This is a genomic window from Mesorhizobium sp. WSM4816, from assembly GCF_055811535.1.
In genome coordinates this window covers 120,132-138,559 of record NZ_JBVVQR010000016.1, presented here as the reverse complement: position 1 = coordinate 138,559, position 18,428 = coordinate 120,132, and the positions used below count along the sequence as shown (strand labels likewise).

The window sequence follows — 18,428 nt, the reverse complement described above, 5'->3', positions numbered from 1 at the left end:
CAGCGCCGAGCCCTTGGAACAGAGCCGGCCGAAATTCGCCGGATGGTCAGGGTCGGGGGGGGCGGGGGGGGGGGGGGGGGGGGGGGGCCGGGGCCCCCCCCCCCCCCCCCCCCCCCCCCGGGGGGGGGGGGGGGGGGCCCCCCCCCCCCCGGCATCAAAAAGGTTCTGCACCGACGCGACGCGCGCAGCCGAAAAGCCTCCGACCTGTCAGAGGCACCCCTGCCGGAGACTAAAGATACCGCGCGACCTTCTTGCCGACCCTCAGGAAGCGCAGCGGGTCGATGGCCTCGCCATGGTGGCGGATTTCGTAATGCAGATGCGGGCCGGTCGAGCGGCCGCTGCTGCCGGTCTTGCCGATGACGTCGCCGGCGTTGAGCCGCTTGCCGACGGTCACGTCGATTTTGCTGAGATGCCCATAGCGCGTCGCAAAGCCATTGCCATGGTCGATCTCGACCATGCGGCCGTAGCCGCCGTTCCAGCCGGCCTTGACGACAACGCCGGGCGCCGTGACCTTGGCAGGCATCCCGGTCGGCGCCCTGAAATCCATCCCCGAATGCAGCGCGGCGGTGCCGAGCAGCGGATCGGTGCGCACGCCGAACGGGCTGGTGACCGAGCGACCGGGCGCGGGGTTGGCGAGCGGCAGCCGTCGCGCCTCCGTCTTCAGCCGGTCAAGCGCGTCCAGCGCCTCGTCGAGTTCCCTTACCTTGCTGTCGAACGTCATCGAACTGTCGAGTGGTATCAGCGGACCGCCGGCATCGCTCTTGCCGAAATCGCCGTCGACCGGCAGGCCAGCCGCCTCGAGCGCCTGAGAAATCGCATCGGCGTTTTTGTAGGCGTTGTCGGCAAGCGTGGCGATGCGGGTGAGCTGCTGGCTCTCTATGGCCTTGAGCGCGGCGTTGATCGACACGAACAGCCTGTCGGCACGATCGGCCGCCGTGTCGCTCGGCAGCGGATCGGAGCGGGTCGACCACAGCGAGAACGGCCTGGAGTCGCCAGCGCCAAGGTTGGCGCCGAGGCTGGCAACCGCATAGGCCTGTAGCGGGGCGTCGGTCACCTCGGCGCGTTTATCCGACTTTGCGGACACAGCCGTGCCTGCGGCGGGCGGCGTTCCGACGTCGCTCTCGGCGCGTTCGAGGAGCGGGCCGATGCGGCCGTGGCGCAGGCTGAGCTGGGTCTGTCGTTCCAGCAACTCGCCAACTTTGGTTTCCATGAGCTGCTGGTCGAGCAGCTGACGGCTGGTGATCCGGTCGACCTGGGCGCGCAGTGCGGAGATGCGGTCCTCATAGGCCTGCTGCATGCGCGCCTGCCGTGCCGTGGTCGCGCCGATCAGGTCGTCGCGCAGCACGAGATAGGAGGTCGCCAGCAGATAGCCTATCGCCATCGCCGCCAGCGCCGAGCCGCAAAATGCGGCAAGCCATGGCCGTATGGTGAAATGCCTGATCTCGTTGCCCCGGGCGATAATGACCGTGTGGGGCTCATTGCGCCTGCCAAAGACCGTTGACTGACTGGCTACGTTCACAGGACCAAGCTTTCGTTACGACACCAACGACAAGCCCGATTACACATCATTAAGGTTAACGGTCGGTTGCTGGCGCCCAGCTTGCAGCCCATGGGTTGCAAGCCGGATTGCTTCGGCCCCGTGCTTCAGACGGGTTCAGGCCACAGCCGAAATTGATGTCCCAGAAATTGACGTCAAAGCGCGCGCACGGCCTCCAGCACCGCCTCGGCATGGCCTTTGACGCGAACGTTTCGCCAGATCCGGGCGATCCGTCCGTCGCTGCCGATCAGGAACGTTGCGCGCTCGACGCCCATATAGCGGCGGCCATAGAGCTGCTTCTCGACCCACAGATGATAGGCTTCGATCACCTTGCGCTCCTCGTCGGCGACGAGGTCGACGGTCAGATCGTATTTCGACTTGAATTTGTCGTGTTTTCGGACGCTGTCCGGCGACAGGCCGATCACGACAGCGCGGAGCTTTTCGAATTCCGGCTTCAACTGCGAAAAGCCGATCGCCTCGTTGGTGCAGCCGGTGGTGTCGTCCTGCGGATAGAAGTAAAGCACGACCGGCTTTCCCCGCAATGTCGCGAGGCTGAGCGATCCGCCGCCGTCGCGGGGAAGGTCGAACTGCGGCGCAACGTCGCCGACGTCGAGATCAGCCATATCGGTGCCCTTGTTTGTGGTTACGCGCGAGGCCTCATCGATATATTGTCGCACCGGGAGTCGTCCACGGTCGAGTTCGTTCAACGGAAAATTGTGTGGATCAGGAGCAGCCGCAGCACGAGAAGATCAGATTCAGGCGTGATGAAATCACCGACCTGGGGGCCTTCCCGTCCGCGTGCCGCATACCGCCGCTCGGCCAGGGCCGCGGCGTTGGTATTCTTGCGCGGCTGTTTGCCGGCCTTTTGGCCCTTGTGCTGCTGGCCACCGCCGCTGTCTATGCGATCGGCATGTCCGGCTTCGGCACCGAGCGGCTGCGGGCCGAGGCGGAAACGGCCATCGAGAAATTGGCCGGCGTCGACCTCGACGTTGCGGTCGGGCCGGCCCGTCTCACGCTCGACGGATCGAGCTTCATTGCGCTGCAGGTCAGCGACGTCAGCCTCAAGACCGCCGACGGCAAGCCGATGGCCGATGCCGGGCGTGTCCGGTTCGGCGTAAGGCTGATACCGCTGCTTTCGGGCGAGGTGCGGCTTACCAGCGCCAGGATTTCCGACGCGCGCATCGTGATGGCGGCGCTGCCGTCGGGTGGCGACTGGACGGCGGCACTGCGCAATGACGACGGCCTCATCGATCCGGAAAGGCTGGCCGGCACGGTCTTTGCCAGCATCGGTCACGCGCTCGATGCGGTGCGCGAGGAGCAGATGCGCCGGATCGAGCTGCGCAATGTCGACCTCGTTCCGCCCGAGGCCGGGTTGGTCAAACTGGTCAGGATCGCGGATGCTACCGTTGCGCAGTCGGGGCCGGGCGGTTTGGAGTTTTCATCCGATGCGGCTGTCGACGGCAGGACACTCACAATCGCCGCCTCAGCCAGCCGTGATGCGACGACGCGGCGCGTGACGGCGTTGGATGCCAGCGTCGAGATAGCGCAGCTTGACCAGACCGCGACAGCGCCGGGCGGGACGCTTGGCGCGATTGCCTTGAAGCTGGCGGGATCGGAAGGATCCGGCGACAACGCGTCGCGGCTGGCGGCCTCGCTGTCGTTCGCCGGTGCCGTGCTCGATCTTGGCACGCGTGGCTCGCTTCCAGCCGACGTCGATCTCGCTGCGACGCTTGTCGCCGGCGCCAACAAGGTCCAGGTGGACCGGCTGCAAGTGAGGACCGGTCGCTCGACATTCGAGTTCGCCGGTTCGATCGGGCCGAAGCCGGCGACCGGAACAGCAGGCGAGGAGCCGTCCTATCGCTACGACCTGACCAGCGACGGCTCGACGCTGGCGCCTTCGGAATCCTCCGAACCTGCGCTCGATTTCATCGCCCGGGTGGCCGGCGTCTACCAGACCCGCAGCCGCAAGCTGGTGGCCGAGCAAATCGGGATCCGGTCCGGGTCCGACAGCGAGGCGCTGGGCACGGCTTCGGTCGAATTCCCCGAGGGAAAGGTGCCGGGCATATCTGTAGCCTTCAACGTCCACGACATGCCGGTCTCGCATGTCAAGCAGTTGTGGCCCTGGTTTGCGGCGCGAAACGCTCGCCTGTGGGTGTTGAAAAATCTGTTCGGCGGCCGTGTCGTCGACGCCAGCCTGCAGTTCCAGGTCGTGCCCGGGCGCCTTGGCAACGGCATCCCGCTTTCATCTGATGAGGTATTCGGCCGTTTCCAGGTCGAGGGATCGCGCTTCGATACAGCCGGTCACATTCCGCCGATACGCGATGCCGTCGGCGTCGTCGAATTCCACGGCAATGACGTCGACATCGCCTTGTCCTCGGGCAACGTCTATATGGCCAGCGGCCGCACGGTCGCGGCAAGCAACGGCACGATGACGGTCAAGGCGGCGAACCGCCCGCCGGTGATCGGCGCGCTCGATATCGATGTTGCCGGGGAGGCGTCCGCGATCGCCGAGCTCGCTTCCTACGAGCCGATCAACGGCATGCGCCGTGTCGGGCTGCTGCCGGAAGACCTGTCCGGCACGGTGACCGGCCACGTCAAGGCGGACATTCCGCTGCAGCGCGGCGTCGACAGCTCGAAACTCGATTGGCTGGTGACGCTCGATTACAAAGACCTGTCGCTGGGCAAGCCGTTCGAAGACCAGACGGTGACGGACGCGGACGGTTCGATCACGGTCGAACCCGAGAAGGCGGTGATATCAGCCAAGGCGCTGCTCAATGGCATTCCAGCCGAACTCGACCTGATCGAACCGCTCAGGGATGGCGGACCGCCACGCAGCCGGAAAGTGGCGCTGACGCTCGACGACAAGATACGTGCCGCCGCCATGCCTGGCCTGTCGGAGCTGCTTTCTGGAACCGTCAAGGTTGAGATCGACAAGAGCGGCACGGGCAACACGGGCAACCAGACTGTCTCGGCGGACCTGACCAATGCCAGGCTGGACATTCCCTGGGCAGGCTGGAGCAAGGGCCCCGGCATTCCAGCCAATGTCACATTTGCCATGGCCAAATCCGGCGACACCACGACGCTGTCCGACTTCGACCTGAATGGAAAGACCTTTTCGATCGATGGCGGCGTGGTGCTGGTCAAAGGCGCCCTGTCATCGGCGCGGTTCAGCAACGTCAAGTTGAACCGGGGAGACAACGTTGCCGTTTCGGTGAAACGATCGGGCAAAGGCTACGCGATCGACATCAGCGGCAGCGCGCTGGACGCGCGCTCGCTGATCAAGCAATTCACGTCGGATGTCGACACCGCCACCAAGGCCACGGGTTCCGACGCGATTTCGGTCAGCGCCGACGTCAATTCGCTGACCGGCTTCCACAACGAGACGCTGTCGAACCTGAAGCTCGACTACAGCGCCGCCGGCTCAAGGGTGAATGGGCTCAAGGTGAGCGCCACGGCAAGTTCGGGTGCTGCCATCAGCATCAGCAATACGACCGGCGCCGGCAAGCGCGCCCTCAACGTGCGGTCGGCCGACGCCGGCGCCATCCTGCGGTTCCTCAACATCTACGAGCATATGGAGGGCGGCTCGATCACCCTGGCGCTCGCCGGGGCAAGCGATGGGCCGATGAAGGGCCAGGTCGACTCGCATGATTTCTTCGTGGTCAACGAGCCGAAACTCGCCTCGCTCGTATCGACGACGCCGGCCGGTGACAGCCGCAGCCTCAACGAAGCCGTCAAAGCCAATATCGACACGTCGAGAGTGAAGTTCGAGCGCGGCTTTTCCGAGATCGAAAAGGGCGCCGGCTATCTGAAGTTGGCCAATGGCGTGCTGCGCGGCCCGCGCATCGGCACCACCTTCCAGGGCACGCTCTATGACAAGAACAACAACATGGACATGACCGGCACCTTCATGCCGGTCTACGGCATCAACCGCATCTTTGGCGAACTGCCGCTGTTCGGGGCGCTGCTCGGCAATGGCCGCGATCGCGGCCTGATCGGCGTGACTTACCGGCTCAGGGGCAATGCCAACAAGCCCAAACTGGACGTCAATCCGCTGTCGGTGATCGCGCCCGGAATTTTCAGGTCGATCTTCGAGTATCGGTAAGGTGAAAGCTCAATCACTTCGAGCCCCAATTGGATCTGGTTCGTACTTACAGGTGGGCAATACCGGCTTTCAGCAGTCCCTCGCGGACGTGCTGCACATCAGACTCTTGGGCATAGTGCAGGGTGGCGATAAATGAATCGAGGTCGAATTGGGGATCGAGCGTTTTGACCTTGCGTAGATGCGCCGCGGCGGCGATTTCGTCGCCGAGCCAGCCGTAGCAGGCAGCGGCGAAAGCATGCTGAACCGAGTCCATGGTTGACAGATGCATGAAAGCTTCGATCGCCTCGCCATACTGGCGCGCGGCGAAACGCGCCTTTCCCAGATGGCTCCAGAACCTCTCCGGGTGGTGCGGATTCAACTGCATTGCCTTGCGGATCCATTCAATTCCCTCTTCCGGCCTCCCCAGCCACGTCAACAACTCGCCTTGCTGCACCACCACGAGGTCGTAATTGGGATTGAGGGTGAGGGCGCGCTCTTGATGGTAGCGCGCTGTGGTCAGCTCATTGTTGTTCACGTTCACTGCGGCGAGGATGCGGTGGACATCGGCATCGTTGTCGTCCAGCGCCAGCGCCCTGTCCAGCGCTGCCATGATGTCGTTCCAGACGGCATCCCGGTCTTTGCACCAGTTATAGACCCAGGCCTGACCAAGAATGCAGGCCCGCCAGGCATGGGCATGGGCATAATCGGGGTCGAGCGCGACGGCCCTGCCTATCAAGGTTTGCGCGCGTTCATTATCCGCAATCGTGCTTTTGTGATGCAGCACCTTGGCGGCAAGCACACATTCATACGCGGCCATGTTTGCGGGTTTCGCCCGCGCGAGCTGGTCCCGCTGAGCCGCCTCGACACGACCGGGCAGCGTGGCTGCGATCGCCGCGGTCACCTCATCCTGAATCGCGAATATGTCGTCCAGCTTCCGGTCATATTTGTCTGCCCAGATATGAGCGTCATTCGCCGTGTCGATGAGCTGAACCGTCACGCGCACCCTGTCGCCGATCTTGCGGACGCTTCCCTCCACCAGGTATTGGACGTCGAGTTTCTCGGCCACCTCGCGCACATTCACGGCGCGGTTCTTGTAGACGAAGCTGGAATTGCGCGAGATGACGAACAGCTCATGGTGGCGGGACAGTTCGGTGATGATGTCCTCGGTCAGTCCGTCCGCGAAAAATTCCTGCTCGGGGTCGCCGCTCATGTTGGTGAATGGCAGCACCACTATCGAAGGTTTCGAGATGGATCGCTTTGCCTCGACTTCTGGCAGGACAGGACTGTCAAGCCCAATGCGATAGAGGCGAACCGGGCGGCTGATGTTCTTTAACGTCTTCTCGCCCAAATCCTCCATGGCAATTTCGAGACGGTCGGCAATTTGGGTCGCCACCGCTGCGGTCACGCAGATACCGCCGACGTCGGCGAGTTGCTCGATGCGCGAGGCAATATTGACGCCGTCGCCGAAAATGTCGTCATCGTCGAAAATGATGTCGCCGAGATTTATGCCGATCCTGAATTCGATACGCCGTTCTTGCGGCACATCCGAATTGCGCCGTTTCATGCGCTGTTGGATTTCCACGGCGCATTTCACGGCATCGGTCACGCTCTGGAACTCAACGAGCATGCCGTCTCCGGTGGTCTTGATGATCCGGCCCTTGTTCTTCGCGATGGCGGGATCGACCAGTTCTATGCGATGGGTCCGAAGGCGTGCGAGCGTGCCGGATTCGTCGGCCTCCATTAGCCGACTGTAGCCCGCCATATCGGCAGCCAGAATTGCGGCTAGTCTCTGTTCCATCGCCTGAACCAAAAACCAAGCCTATCCTCCTGGGCTGCCAAATCCAGCAATTTGGGCATGTGGCTGATCAAGAAGTTGTCCTACCGCAGCAGCAAGAAAGGGTGGATCAGAACCTTCCGCCTTCCGTCAGGTGGCTGCGAACTCGATCGCATCGATGGCGGGAGACGCCCCGATCCGCGCGGCGTCAGACCGGAAACGTCCGATATGAACACGACTTGGGACCATAGACAGACTTCTGAGCGGTCACGGACAAAGGTCCGATTCCTGATACTAACCTGCCGTTTTCGCCGCAGTGCAGCTCTCGAACTTCCGCAAAAGCATTTTAGGATTTGGCGACGGCGTTTCTTTGTTCCTGCCGTTCAGCAGAAGCCATCGGCAGAATTGGGTCGAGGGTACAGTCCATGAATTCAGGATCGACGTCGCGTTCGATGACATCGAACATGCTGTCTACGAAATCGATCAAGGAGTCAGAGGATCGAATGGCCTGCTCGATGTCCCGTTTGACCACTGCATCCAGGACCGACAGATGCGTGTCGACGGTCTTTTTAATATTGGAGTGTCCGCTGGTGCGATTGTGATAGATCCAGCCAACACGTCTGAAGATGGTATGAAGCGGGCGCAGCGTGTGTTCCAGAAACGGCTCGCCCGCTGCGGCCAAGATCAGTTGGTCAATCCGCCGGTCAAAAGCATTGAACTCACCAATTGCAATCGCTTCCCGCCGTTCCCGCAACTGACGGGCCAAGTGCAGCATCTGGTTGCGATGCGACGAGCCCGATCGCTCCGCCGCGAGGCGAATGACGAAACGCTCGAGATCGCGACGGAGTTTGAGCAGCAGTCGCTCTCGCGCCAGATCAATGGGGGCCACCTGCAGGCCATGCCGGGGCCTGACGATCATCAGGGTGTCGGCCGCTAGCCGCGTGACGGCCTGATGGACGGGCGTGCGGCTGAACCCCGACATTTCCTGCAGGTCTTGTATCGTGAGAAAAGCTCCAGGTTTTAACTCGCACGTGACGATCAGGTGCTCGAATTTCTCGTAGGCCAGGTCCAGCAGGTTGACAGCATTCCGGCGAGTCGGTGAGGGGGTGTCGATAGGCATCCCTTTTGCCGCCTTGGGCTTCACGCGCCTATTGGGGGGTTGTTTGCTCATGCCTCTCCGATCTCGCTTTGTGCGTAATACACAACATATTGTGATATTTCATCGCGTGCAAAGCGCTTTCTGTAGCTGCCCTCCATTCCCCACCTTTTGCGCTGGCCCCGCATTCGTTGCCTGCTGCATCGCGCGGGCGCATCCTAAATTGGCGTTGCGTATGGTGCAAAACTCGGATATGTGATCTTTAGTGAAATTTTACAATATGTCACTGACATCGTGGAGGCGATGTGATCTTGCTCAGGAGGAGTTCAGCATGACCAGCTTTCGATCACGCATAGCAGGGGCCGCGTTGTTCGGTCTGCTTGCGATTGTGCCCGCCGCTTCATTGGCAGATGAGGCCGCGACGCTGCGTTTCCAGACGCATCACAGCCCGACATCGCTGCAAGGCAAGGCGCTCATTCGCTTTGCTGAACTTGCAAACCAGGGGTCAGGTGGAACACTTCAGGTAGAGATGCTGACCAGTTCGTCGGTCGTGAAGTCATCCGAAGCCTTCGAAGCGGCCGCTACCGGCATTATCGACGGCGACGCGACAGGCGCGGGCTATGTCACCGGCAAGAACCCAGCCTTCCAATTCTATGGCGACATCATGGGCGGTTACTCCAAGCCCGGCGAGATCCTCGGGTGGTACAGGGATGCCGGAGGCCTCGACCTCGCCAACCAACTCTATGAACAATTCAACATGCATCTGGTCGGCGTGTTCGTCGCCACGCCGGAATCGCTTGGATCTACGACCACACTGGCCGGAATCGGGGATTTGAAGGGGTGGAAATTCCGCTCGCCGCCGGGGATGGAATCGGAAATTTTCCAAAAACTTGGCTCAGCTCCGGTCGTGATGCCGTTCGGCGAAGTGTTCACGGCAATGTCCACGGGCACGGTTTCCGGCGCCGACGCTTCGACCTTGGCTGTCAACAAAGGGCTCGGCCTCTATGACGTTGGAAAGCATGCCACCTATCCCGGCTTCCATTCGATGCCGATCGAGCATGTCACGGTCAACCTCGACAGGTGGAACGCACTGTCAGACGCCCAGAAGCAAGCGCTTCGCGATGCGGTCGACACGATCGCCAAGGAGGTTGCATCTCAATCGGCGGTCGACGACGAGAAGGCAGCGGCCGAACTGACGGCTGCCGGCGTCACCCTTCACAACTGGAGCGAGGAGGACCGGCTCGCTTTCCGCAAGGTTGCCCAAGAGGTTTGGGGCGATTGGGCGCAGCGCAGCCCGGAGGCAAAGGCGGCCTACGAGTCGCATGTCGCCTACATGGCCAAGCTCGGCATCCTGAAATAGCCCTCCGCATTTCAACCGGGCGGGCGGCTTGGATGCCGCCGCCCGAAACCGAGAGGCAGCATCATGTCAGCCGAACCGGATACCCACCACGAAGCAGGCAAGTCGCCACTGGCTTGGTTTTCCCTGCTGCTGCTCGTGATCGTCGTGATCACGCTTTATGAGGTCGCTGCGCGCTACATTTTCGGAAGCCCCACGGTGTGGGCCAACGAACTGTCGCTTTTCCTGTCCGCGATCGTCTTCCTGGTGTCTGGCGTCTACGCCATGCAACGTGACGAACATCTGCGGATTTCCGTGATCTACGACATGGTGCCCCGGCCGGTGCGGCGTGTTTTCGACGCGATTGCACTCCTTTGCACCCTGGTTTTCTGCGGCGGGCTGGCGTGGTTCGGATTTCCGACGGCATGGCGCGCGCTTGTCACCTGGGAGCGTTTCGGCACCGCCTGGAACCCACCCATTCCGGCTGTGATCAAACCGCTCATCGTCGTGGCCGCAGCTGCCATGGCGCTCATTGCAATCGTCAATTTCGTTCGCAACGGTCGCCGCCACCCGCCGGTCGAAGACGAACGCATTACCTGACGGGCGGCCGGACATGACGATCGAACTCATCTCCATAATTCTGCTTTTCGGTGTCTTTGGGCTTATGGCCGTCGGCGTGCCGCTCGCCTTCGCCGCCGGCTCACTCGCCATTCTTGTAGCCTACGCCAAGTTCGGAACGCCGGTCATCGCGCTTGCTCACAAGACGGTCTACGGCCTGGCCACCGAATACACGCTGCTTTCGGTGCCGATGTTTATCCTGATGGCGTCGCTGCTCGAACGCTCACGCCTGGCCCGTGACCTGTACGACGCACTCCACAGCGTGGTCGGAAGGGTGCGCGGCGGCATCGGCATCGTCACCCTCGTGATTTCGGTGCTGCTCGCCGCGATCAGCGGGATCATCGGCGGCGAGATCGTGCTGCTTGGCCTCGTCGCCCTGCCGCAGATGCTGCGTCTCGGATATGACCGCAATCTCGCCATCGGGATCGTCTGCGCCGGTGGTTCGCTGGGCACGATGATCCCGCCTTCGATCGTGCTCATCATTTACGGCCTGACGGCCGACGTCTCCGTGCACAAGCTGTTTCTGGCCTCGTTCATTCCCGGCTTTCTGCTCGCCGGCGTCTATCTTGCGTACATTGTCGTGCGCTGCTGGCTGAACCCATCCATCGCACCGATGCCTTCGGCAAAAGATCTTGCCGAGTTCTCTTGGGGCAAGTTTACGCGCGGCGCGCTCCCGACCGCTGCGCTTATCGTAACCGTATTCGGCTGCATCTATGGCGGCATCACCTCTATCACCGAAGCGGCGAGCATCGCGGTGGGGATGACGATTGCGATCATCGCGCTGCGCGGAGAACTGAGTTGGAAGATCGTTCGCCAGGCGCTGACGCAGACCTTGCGCGCCTGCGGCATCATCCTGTGGGTGACGTTTGGTGCGGCCGTCCTGATTGGCGTCTATAATCTGTCAGGCGGACAGCGCTACGTCACGGACCTCATCACCGGCCTCGACATCTCGCCCTTCATCACCATCCTGGTCATGATGGCCGTGTTTGTTGTGCTCGGCATGTTCATGGACTGGATCGGCATCCTTTTGCTCTGCATGCCGATCTTCGTGCCCATCGTGCTGGCTCTCGGCTACGACCCGGTCTGGTTCGGCGTACTCTTTTCGGTGACGATGCAGGTTGCGTTCCTTTCGCCGCCGTTCGGACCGGCAGCGTTCTACCTCAAGAGCGTGGCCCCACCGGAGATCACCCTTCAGAAAATATTCGCGTCTCTCTGGCCCTTCATACTGTTGCAGCTTGCTGTTCTGGCATTGCTTCTGAGCTTCCCGGAAATCTCGCTCTGGCTCCCGCGATTCTTCGGCTAGGAAAAACTCCCAAAGGCACAACAATGAAAATTACGTCGATCAAGACCTTCCGGCTGGAAGAGTTCTCAAACGTCTTGTGGGTCCACGTCGAGACCGATGCAGGTGTGACCGGACTTGGCGAAACTTTCTATGGGGCTGGGGCGGTGGAGGCGCACATCCACGACACGCTCGCAGCCAGACTGTTGGGCCGCAATCCGCTGCACATAGAGGCGCTCAACAAGGAAATGGTCTCGCTTCCGATGGCGCAGTCGTCAACCGGGGCCGAATACCGGGCCGCCTCGGCGATCGACATCGCGCTTTGGGATATCTTCGGAAAGGTCTGCGGCCAACCGGTGCACCAGATGCTGGGCGGCCTGTGCTGGGACAAGATCCGCATCTACAACACCTGCGCCGGATACCGCTATGTCCGCACCAACAACATCAGGCCGGTGTCGAACTGGAACCTCGGCGGGCGCGAAGGACCGTACGAAGATCTCGACGGCTTCATGAACCGGCCGGACGAACTCGCCGAGAACCTGCTCGAGTCCGGCATCACAGCCATGAAGATCTGGCCCTTCGATCCGGCCGCGCAGGAAACGCGTGGCCAGTACATCACCGCGGAGCAGATGAAGAAGGCGGTCGCGCCGTTCGAAAAGATCCGCAAGGCCGTCGACGACAAGATCGAGATCATGGTCGAGTTCCACTCGCTGTGGAACCTGCCGACGGCGAGGAAGATCGCCAAGGCGCTCGAACCGTACAGCCCGACTTGGTACGAGGACCCAATCCGGATGAACTCGGCGCAGGCGCTCGCCGAATATGCCGCGTCGACCGACGTCTGGGTCTGCGCCAGCGAGACGCTCGGCTCGCGCTGGCCCTACAAGGACATGCTGGAGCGCGACGCAATGCACGTCGTCATGGTCGATCTGTGCTGGACCGGGGGGCTGACCGAGGGGCGCAAGATCGCGGCACTTGCCGAAACCTATCACCGTCCCTTTGCGCCGCATGACTGCATCGGACCGGTGGGGTTCGCCGCTGCGGTTCATATGTCCTTTAGCCAACCCAACACACTGATCCAGGAATCGGTGCGCGCCTTCTATCGCGGCTGGTACAACGAGCTTGTCACGACAGTGCCGAAAATAGAAAACGGCTACGTCTATCCGATGGAGGGACCGGGCCTCGGTCTCGAACTCCTGCCGTCCGTCTTCGAGAGGGCTGACCTCTCGGTGCGAGCCTCGTCTTTATGATCTAGGGAAGACTAGAATGTCGATCAGCCTGTTCAGCCTGAAGAACAAGACGGCCCTGGTGACTGGCTCTTCGCGCGGTCTCGGCCATGCTATCGCCGTCGGACTGGCGCAGGCGGGCGCGTCGATTGTCCTGAACGGCGTCAACCGCGATCGCCTCCTCGCGGCTTCCTCGAATATGCGCGAAGAGGGGATGAGCGTGCGCGAATCCTGCTTCGACGTTACGGATGAGGCCTCTGTCGTCGCCGCCTTCGAAGGCTTCGATCGGGAGGGTGTGGCGATAGACATCCTCGTCAACAATGCGGGCATCCAGCTGCGCAAGCCGATGGTGGAACTTTCGACTGCGGAATGGCAGAGGGTGATCGACACGAACCTCACCAGCGCCTTCATTGTGGGCCGCGAGGCCGCGAAGCGGATGATCTCCCGAGGCAGCGGCAAGATCGTCAATATTGGCTCGCTGACCAGCGAACTGGCCCGCGCCACGGTAGCCCCCTACACCGTCGCCAAGGGCGGCATCAAAATGCTGACCAAAGCCATGACGGCCGAGTGGGCCGAACATGGCATCCAGGTCAATGCCATCGGCCCGGGCTATATGGTGACGGACATGAACGAGGCGCTGATCGCCAATCCTCAATTCGATGCTTGGGTCAAAGGCCGGACGCCGGCCCGGCGCTGGGGAAAGCCTGAAGAGCTCGTCGGCGCCGCGATCTTCCTTGCCTCCGCCGCGTCCGACTATGTCAGCGGCCAGATTATCTATGTCGACGGCGGAATGATTTCCGTCCTCTGACCTCCCGCAGGAGCTGTTTCATGCGCGCGCTGGTTGCTTATAAGCCGCACGACATCAGGATCGAAGACAACGAACCGGCACAGTCGCCCGGTCCCGGCGAAGTGCGCGTGCGCATCGAGCGCGGCGGCATCTGTGGTTCCGACCTTCATTACTATCACCACGGCGGTTTCGGCGCCGTGCAGCTGAAGGAGCCGATGATCCTCGGCCACGAAGTTGCGGGATGCGTTGTTGAGACAGGGCTGGCCGTCGCAAAGGTCAAAGTGGGCGATCGTGTGGCGATTAATCCGAGCATGCCGTGTGGGCAATGTCGGTATTGCCGGATGAATATGAGCAATCAGTGCCTCGACATGAGGTTCTTCGGCAGCGCGATGCGCTTTCCCCACATGCAGGGCCTGTTCCGCGAGGAGGTGACCCTGCCCGAGGTGCAAGTCTTCGCGGTTCCCGCCGATCTCGACCTCGGCCTGGCGGCCTGTGCCGAGCCCCTCGCCGTCTGCCTGCATGCGGCTTCCTCGGCAGGCTCGTTGGTCGGAAAGCGCGTGCTGGTGTCGGGCTGCGGACCGATCGGTTGCCTCACGATCGTCGCCGCACGGCATGCCGGCGCGCAAGAGATCGCCTGCACCGATATTGCCGCCGCGCCGCTTCGGATCGCAAGCAAGCTCGGGGCCGACCGAACACTCGATCTTAGCGAGGCGCCCGACGCATTCCGGCCTTTCGCGGAAGAGAAGGGCGCTTTCGACACCGTCTTTGAGTGCTCCGGCAATGGGAAGGCACTTGCGGCTGTGTTCGAGGTTGTGCGCCCGCGTGGCACTATTGTCGCCGTCGGCCTTGGTGGTGACGTTTCCATGCCGCTGAACACAGCCGTCGCCAAGGAAGTGTCGCTTCGCGGGAGCTTCCGCTTTGATGCAGAGTTCGCGTGGGCCGTGGAACTGATCGCAAAGGGAGCGGTCGATCTTTCACCGCTGGTGACCGCGACCGTGCCGCTGGACAGCGCGGACGAGGCTTTTCGGCTGGCTTCCGATCGGGCGCAGTCAATGAAGGTTCAGCTTGCGTTCGATCGATAAGGAGCCTTCAAGGATGCACATCGTTTTCCACGGCGCGAACGCTTTGACCTTCCGGAGGGGCCTCGAAGCCTTGCTGGAGGAGTCGCACGACATCGCCGAAGTGCCCGACGATCTGTTTGGGGAGACGCCGTGCGCGCTCTATTCAGCGGCGGACGTCATCGTCGGTATCCGGCTCACCTCCACCATGCCGATACCCTCGAGCCTGAAGCTCTATCAGGTTCCAGGTGCCGGGTATGACGGGATCGATCCCGCCGTCCTGCCTGCCGGCGCGGCGCTGTGCAACTGCTTCGGCCATGAGAACGCGATCGCCGAATATGTGATGGCGGCGCTGCTCGCGCGCCACGTGCCGCTCGCCGACGCTAACCGGCGTCTACGGAAGGGTGATTGGAAATATTGGGCGGGAGGGTCTGACGGCTTGCGCACCGAGCTCGGCGAAACCACCATCGGCATCCTCGGCTATGGCCATATCGGCAAGACTCTTGCCCATCGCGCCAAAGCTTTTGGCATGCGGGTGTCGATCGCCAACCGCAGCCCAGTCTCCATTTCGGAAGTGGTAGACGAGACTTATGCGCTGTCAAACCTGCCGGCCTTCATGGGGTCAGCCGATGCGATCGCTAACACGCTTCCACTTACGGAACAGACGCAGGGACTGATCGGCGCTGGGGAACTTGCCGCCATGCGGCCAAGCGCGGTGATCCTCAATGTCGGCCGCGGCGCCGTGATCGACGAAACAGCTCTCTACGAGGCGCTGAAGGCGAGACGGATCGGCGGGGCCGTCATCGACACTTGGTACGTTTATCCGAACGCAGAGAAGCCGAACCCGCTGCCCTCACGCCTGCCGTTTCATGAACTCGACAACGTGATGATGACTCCGCACATGTCGGGATGGACCAACGGCACGATCAGCCGCCGCCAGGAAACGATTGCGGACAATATCAATAGGCTTGCATCGGGAAAAGACCTGAAGAACCGCATCCGTTAGCGGGGGTGCGAGCTGCATGCCGCCATCGGGATGGGTCAGGCGGCCGGTCAGACCGGCCGCACCAGAACGTGTTTTTTCTTGCCGAGCGACAGCTTTACGACCTGTTCCGGACCTAGATCCTCAAGCGTCACCAACCGGCGATCGTCGGACACGGACTGGTCGTTGAGGCGCACCGCGCCGCCCTGGATGTGTCGCCGCGCCTCGCCGTTGGACGCGGCAAGCCCGGCGGCAACGAACAGCGACAATATGCCGACGCCGCTTTCCAGATCGGCCTTGCCGACCTCGACGGTCGGCAGCGTTTCGGCCAGCGCGCCTTCTTCAAACGTCTTGCGCGCGGTTTCCTCGGCTTGCTCGGCCGCCTCGCGGCCATGCACGATAGCCGTCGTTTCAGTGGCCAGGACCTTCTTGGCCTCGTTGATCTCTGAGCCGCCAAGCGCGGCGAGCCGCGCGATCTCGCCGAGCGGCAGGCGGGTGAAAATCTTGAGGAAGCGCGTGACGTCGGCGTCCTCGGTGTTGCGCCAGTACTGCCAGAAATCATAGGGCGAGTAGAGGTCGCCGTTCAGCCAGACCGCGCCCTTGGCCGATTTGCCCATCTTGGCGCCTGACGACGTCGTCAGCAGCGGTGTGGTCAGGGCATAAAGCTGCGGCGTGCCCATGCGGTGTCCGAGATCGACGCCGTTGATGATATTGCCCCACTGGTCCGATCCGCCCATCTGCAGGCGGCAGCCATAGCGCCGGCTGAGCTCGACGAAATCATAGCCCTGCAGGATCATGTAGTTGAATTCGAGGAAGGAGAGCGATTGCTCGCGCTCGAGTCTCAGCTTGACGCTGTCGAAGGTCAGCATGCGGTTGACCGAAAAATGCCGGCCGACATCGCGCAGGAATTCGACATAGTTGAGCTTCATCAGCCAGTCGGCATTGTTGACCATGATCGCGTCGTTTGGACCGTCGCCGAAACGCAGGATGCGGCCGAAGATGCGCTTGATGCCCTCGATGTTGGTGGCGATGGCCTCAGGCGTCAAAAGCTTGCGCTGGTCGTCGCGGAAGGAAGGATCGCCGATCATCGAAGTGCCGCCGCCCATCAGCGCGATCGGCCGGTGGCCGGTCTCCTGCAGCCAGTAGAGCATGGTCGCGGAAATCAGATTGCCGATGTGCAGGCTGGTCGCGGTGGCATCGTAGCCGACATAGGCGGTCACCGTTTCCCTGGCGAAAAGCTGGTCGAGGCCGGCATCATCCGAAATCTGGTGGATGAAACCACGCTCGCTCATTACGCGCAGGAAATCGGATTTGAAGGCGGACATTTTTTCTTTCCCGAAAGCGCCCAACCGAAGCGGATCGGGCGTGGCATGCGTGAACGCGGGCGTTTAGCATCCAAGCGCGGTCAGCAAAAGGGGAATCCGGTTTTTCCACCTGACCGCTGTAACGGCGCCGCACGGCTCCGAATCGAATGCCATATCCTGCGACAAAGCCCGACGCGAGATGCCGGAGATATCTTCGCTGTTCGGCCTATCTCAACCGTTTCGGCCGCGGGTCGGACAACTCGCCTGCCAGACGGCGATCGAGATAGTCCGCGCATTCCTGGAGCAGGAGGTCCGCATCGTTGGAGAAGAAATGGTTGGCGCCGGGCAAGGTCTTCTGGGTGATGGTGATGCCCTTTTGCGTGTGCAGCTTGTCGACCAGCCCCTGCACGTCCTTGGGCGGCGCGACCTTGTCGGCGTCGCCATGGATGATGAGGCCGGACGACGGGCAGGGCGCCAGGAACGAGAAATCATAGGTGTTGGGCTGCGGCGCGATCGAGATGAAGCCTTCGATCTCCGGCCGGCGCATCAGAAGCTGCATGCCGATCCACGAGCCGAACGAATAGCCGGCGACCCAGCAGCTCTTGGAATCCGGATGCAGCGACTGCACCCAGTCAAGTGCCGCGGCCGCATCCGACAATTCGCCGGTGCCGTGGTCGAATTCGCCCTGGCTGCGGCCGATGCCGCGGAAATTGAAGCGAAGCGTGGTGAAATCCCGCTTCTGGAACATGTAGAAGAGGTCATAGACGATCTTGTTGTTCATCGTGCCGCCGAACTGGGGGTGCGGGTGCAGGATGATGGCGATCGGCGCGCTCTTTTCCTTGGAAGGCTGGTAGCGACCCTCCAGGCGGCCGGCCGGACCGGTGAATATGACCTCAGGCATAAAATACTCCACATGGCATAAGTGCGCGGCGCCCGGAACAACTCTTCCTATGGCCCCAGTCTTCCGCAGGCCTTGACGCAGGGCGAGCGTCTTCTTAGAAGCTAGTTTAGAATTGTTCAAAACTGGGTGGCCAAAACGTCGTGGTTCGGCCATCCACGCCGCAAGTCGCGTAAATAGGACGGCTTGCCTTGCAATTTCAAGGAAATAACGCGCTATCCTCGCGGAATGGCTCTTGAAGGGACCGATCGAAACGAAAATGGCCGGAAGACGCGCCTATCTCGACTACAATGCTAGCGCGCCGCTGCTTGCCGCGGCGCGGGGGGGGGGGGGTTGGGGGGGGGGGGGGGGGGCCCCCCCCCCCGGGGGGCGGGGGGGGGGGGGGGGGGGGGGGGGGGAGGAAGGGGCGCGGGGGGGGGGGGTGGGGCGGGGGGGGGGGGGGGGGGGGGGGGGGT

General features: G+C 62.1%; 14 protein-coding genes. 8 read left to right on the top strand and 6 right to left on the bottom strand.

The window, feature by feature from the left end; all coding sequences use genetic code 11:
- Positions 1-229 precede the first annotated feature (229 nt).
- Positions 230-1,519, bottom strand: coding sequence for a M23 family metallopeptidase (locus AC0L3H_RS18700; protein ID WP_473586436.1), 1,290 nt, complete (start codon positions 1,517-1,519; stop codon positions 230-232).
- 173 nt (positions 1,520-1,692) lie between these two features.
- A complete protein-coding gene (locus AC0L3H_RS18695) occupies positions 1,693-2,160 on the bottom strand; it encodes a peroxiredoxin (protein ID WP_473586435.1) in 468 nt (155 codons plus the stop codon).
- Positions 2,161-2,255: 95 nt separating this feature from the next.
- Here AC0L3H_RS18695 and AC0L3H_RS18690 point away from each other — a divergent pair, with 95 nt between their 5' ends.
- Positions 2,256-5,639, top strand: a complete 3,384-nt coding sequence (locus tag AC0L3H_RS18690; RefSeq protein ID WP_473586434.1) for a hypothetical protein — start codon at positions 2,256-2,258, stop codon at positions 5,637-5,639.
- 46 nt (positions 5,640-5,685) lie between these two features.
- Here the strand turns inward: AC0L3H_RS18690 and AC0L3H_RS18685 are convergent, their stop codons facing one another.
- Both AC0L3H_RS18685 and AC0L3H_RS18680 read right to left on the bottom strand, forming a co-directional pair.
- Positions 5,686-7,416: an adenylate/guanylate cyclase domain-containing protein gene (locus tag AC0L3H_RS18685; RefSeq protein WP_473495470.1), complete on the bottom strand. Its 1,731-nt coding sequence runs from the start codon at positions 7,414-7,416 to the stop codon at positions 5,686-5,688.
- Between the two features lie 322 nt (positions 7,417-7,738).
- Positions 7,739-8,512: a GntR family transcriptional regulator gene (locus AC0L3H_RS18680; RefSeq protein ID WP_473586439.1), complete on the bottom strand. Its 774-nt coding sequence runs from the start codon at positions 8,510-8,512 to the stop codon at positions 7,739-7,741.
- A 307-nt stretch (positions 8,513-8,819) separates the two neighbouring features.
- On the opposite strand from AC0L3H_RS18680, the gene AC0L3H_RS18675 reads away from it, so the two are divergent.
- The 7 genes from AC0L3H_RS18675 to AC0L3H_RS18645 all read left to right on the top strand — a co-directional run bounded on the left by AC0L3H_RS18675 (position 8,820) and on the right by AC0L3H_RS18645 (position 15,795).
- Complete coding sequence (locus AC0L3H_RS18675; RefSeq protein ID WP_473586433.1) at positions 8,820-9,848, top strand: TRAP transporter substrate-binding protein; 1,029 nt, start codon at positions 8,820-8,822, stop codon at positions 9,846-9,848.
- A 63-nt stretch (positions 9,849-9,911) separates the two neighbouring features.
- Entirely contained in the window at positions 9,912-10,424 is a 513-nt protein-coding gene (locus tag AC0L3H_RS18670) for a TRAP transporter small permease subunit (RefSeq protein WP_473586432.1), read from the top strand.
- 13 nt (positions 10,425-10,437) lie between these two features.
- Positions 10,438-11,745: a TRAP transporter large permease gene (locus tag AC0L3H_RS18665; RefSeq protein ID WP_473586431.1), complete on the top strand. Its 1,308-nt coding sequence runs from the start codon at positions 10,438-10,440 to the stop codon at positions 11,743-11,745.
- Positions 11,746-11,768: 23 nt separating this feature from the next.
- Positions 11,769-12,968 (top strand): mandelate racemase/muconate lactonizing enzyme family protein, encoded by a 1,200-nt coding sequence (locus AC0L3H_RS18660; RefSeq protein ID WP_473519552.1) that lies wholly within the window; start codon positions 11,769-11,771, stop codon positions 12,966-12,968.
- A 16-nt stretch (positions 12,969-12,984) separates the two neighbouring features.
- Positions 12,985-13,752, top strand: coding sequence for an SDR family oxidoreductase (locus AC0L3H_RS18655; RefSeq protein ID WP_473507472.1), 768 nt, complete (start codon positions 12,985-12,987; stop codon positions 13,750-13,752).
- A gap of 20 nt (positions 13,753-13,772) precedes the next feature.
- Positions 13,773-14,813, top strand: a complete 1,041-nt coding sequence (locus tag AC0L3H_RS18650) for an L-idonate 5-dehydrogenase (protein WP_473586430.1) — start codon at positions 13,773-13,775, stop codon at positions 14,811-14,813.
- A 13-nt stretch (positions 14,814-14,826) separates the two neighbouring features.
- Entirely contained in the window at positions 14,827-15,795 is a 969-nt protein-coding gene (locus tag AC0L3H_RS18645; protein WP_473586429.1) for a 2-hydroxyacid dehydrogenase, read from the top strand.
- A 47-nt stretch (positions 15,796-15,842) separates the two neighbouring features.
- Here AC0L3H_RS18645 and tyrS read toward each other — a convergent pair whose 3' ends face one another.
- Entirely contained in the window at positions 15,843-17,096 is a 1,254-nt protein-coding gene (gene tyrS, locus AC0L3H_RS18640) for a tyrosine--tRNA ligase (protein WP_473586428.1), read from the bottom strand.
- A gap of 205 nt (positions 17,097-17,301) precedes the next feature.
- Positions 17,302-17,976, bottom strand: a complete 675-nt coding sequence (locus AC0L3H_RS18635) for an alpha/beta hydrolase (RefSeq protein WP_027154148.1) — start codon at positions 17,974-17,976, stop codon at positions 17,302-17,304.
- Positions 17,977-18,428: the final 452 nt, after the last annotated feature.

Bases quoted from the DNA above. Each gene is read 5' to 3' on its own strand.
- tyrS (WP_473586428.1), bottom strand. From the start codon at position 17,096: ATGTCCGCCTTCAAATCCGATTTCCTGCGCGTAATGAGCGAGCGTGGT.
- AC0L3H_RS18650 (WP_473586430.1), top strand. From the start codon at position 13,773: ATGCGCGCGCTGGTTGCTTATAAGCCGCACGACATCAGGATCGAAGAC.
- AC0L3H_RS18660 (WP_473519552.1), top strand. From the start codon at position 11,769: ATGAAAATTACGTCGATCAAGACCTTCCGGCTGGAAGAGTTCTCAAAC.
- AC0L3H_RS18655 (WP_473507472.1), top strand. From the start codon at position 12,985: ATGTCGATCAGCCTGTTCAGCCTGAAGAACAAGACGGCCCTGGTGACT.
- AC0L3H_RS18675 (WP_473586433.1), top strand. From the start codon at position 8,820: ATGACCAGCTTTCGATCACGCATAGCAGGGGCCGCGTTGTTCGGTCTG.
- AC0L3H_RS18695 (WP_473586435.1), bottom strand. From the start codon at position 2,160: ATGGCTGATCTCGACGTCGGCGACGTTGCGCCGCAGTTCGACCTTCCC.
- AC0L3H_RS18680 (WP_473586439.1), bottom strand. From the start codon at position 8,512: ATGCCTATCGACACCCCCTCACCGACTCGCCGGAATGCTGTCAACCTG.
- AC0L3H_RS18645 (WP_473586429.1), top strand. From the start codon at position 14,827: ATGCACATCGTTTTCCACGGCGCGAACGCTTTGACCTTCCGGAGGGGC.
- AC0L3H_RS18670 (WP_473586432.1), top strand. From the start codon at position 9,912: ATGTCAGCCGAACCGGATACCCACCACGAAGCAGGCAAGTCGCCACTG.
- AC0L3H_RS18685 (WP_473495470.1), bottom strand. From the start codon at position 7,416: ATGGAACAGAGACTAGCCGCAATTCTGGCTGCCGATATGGCGGGCTAC.
- AC0L3H_RS18665 (WP_473586431.1), top strand. From the start codon at position 10,438: ATGACGATCGAACTCATCTCCATAATTCTGCTTTTCGGTGTCTTTGGG.
- AC0L3H_RS18635 (WP_027154148.1), bottom strand. From the start codon at position 17,976: ATGCCTGAGGTCATATTCACCGGTCCGGCCGGCCGCCTGGAGGGTCGC.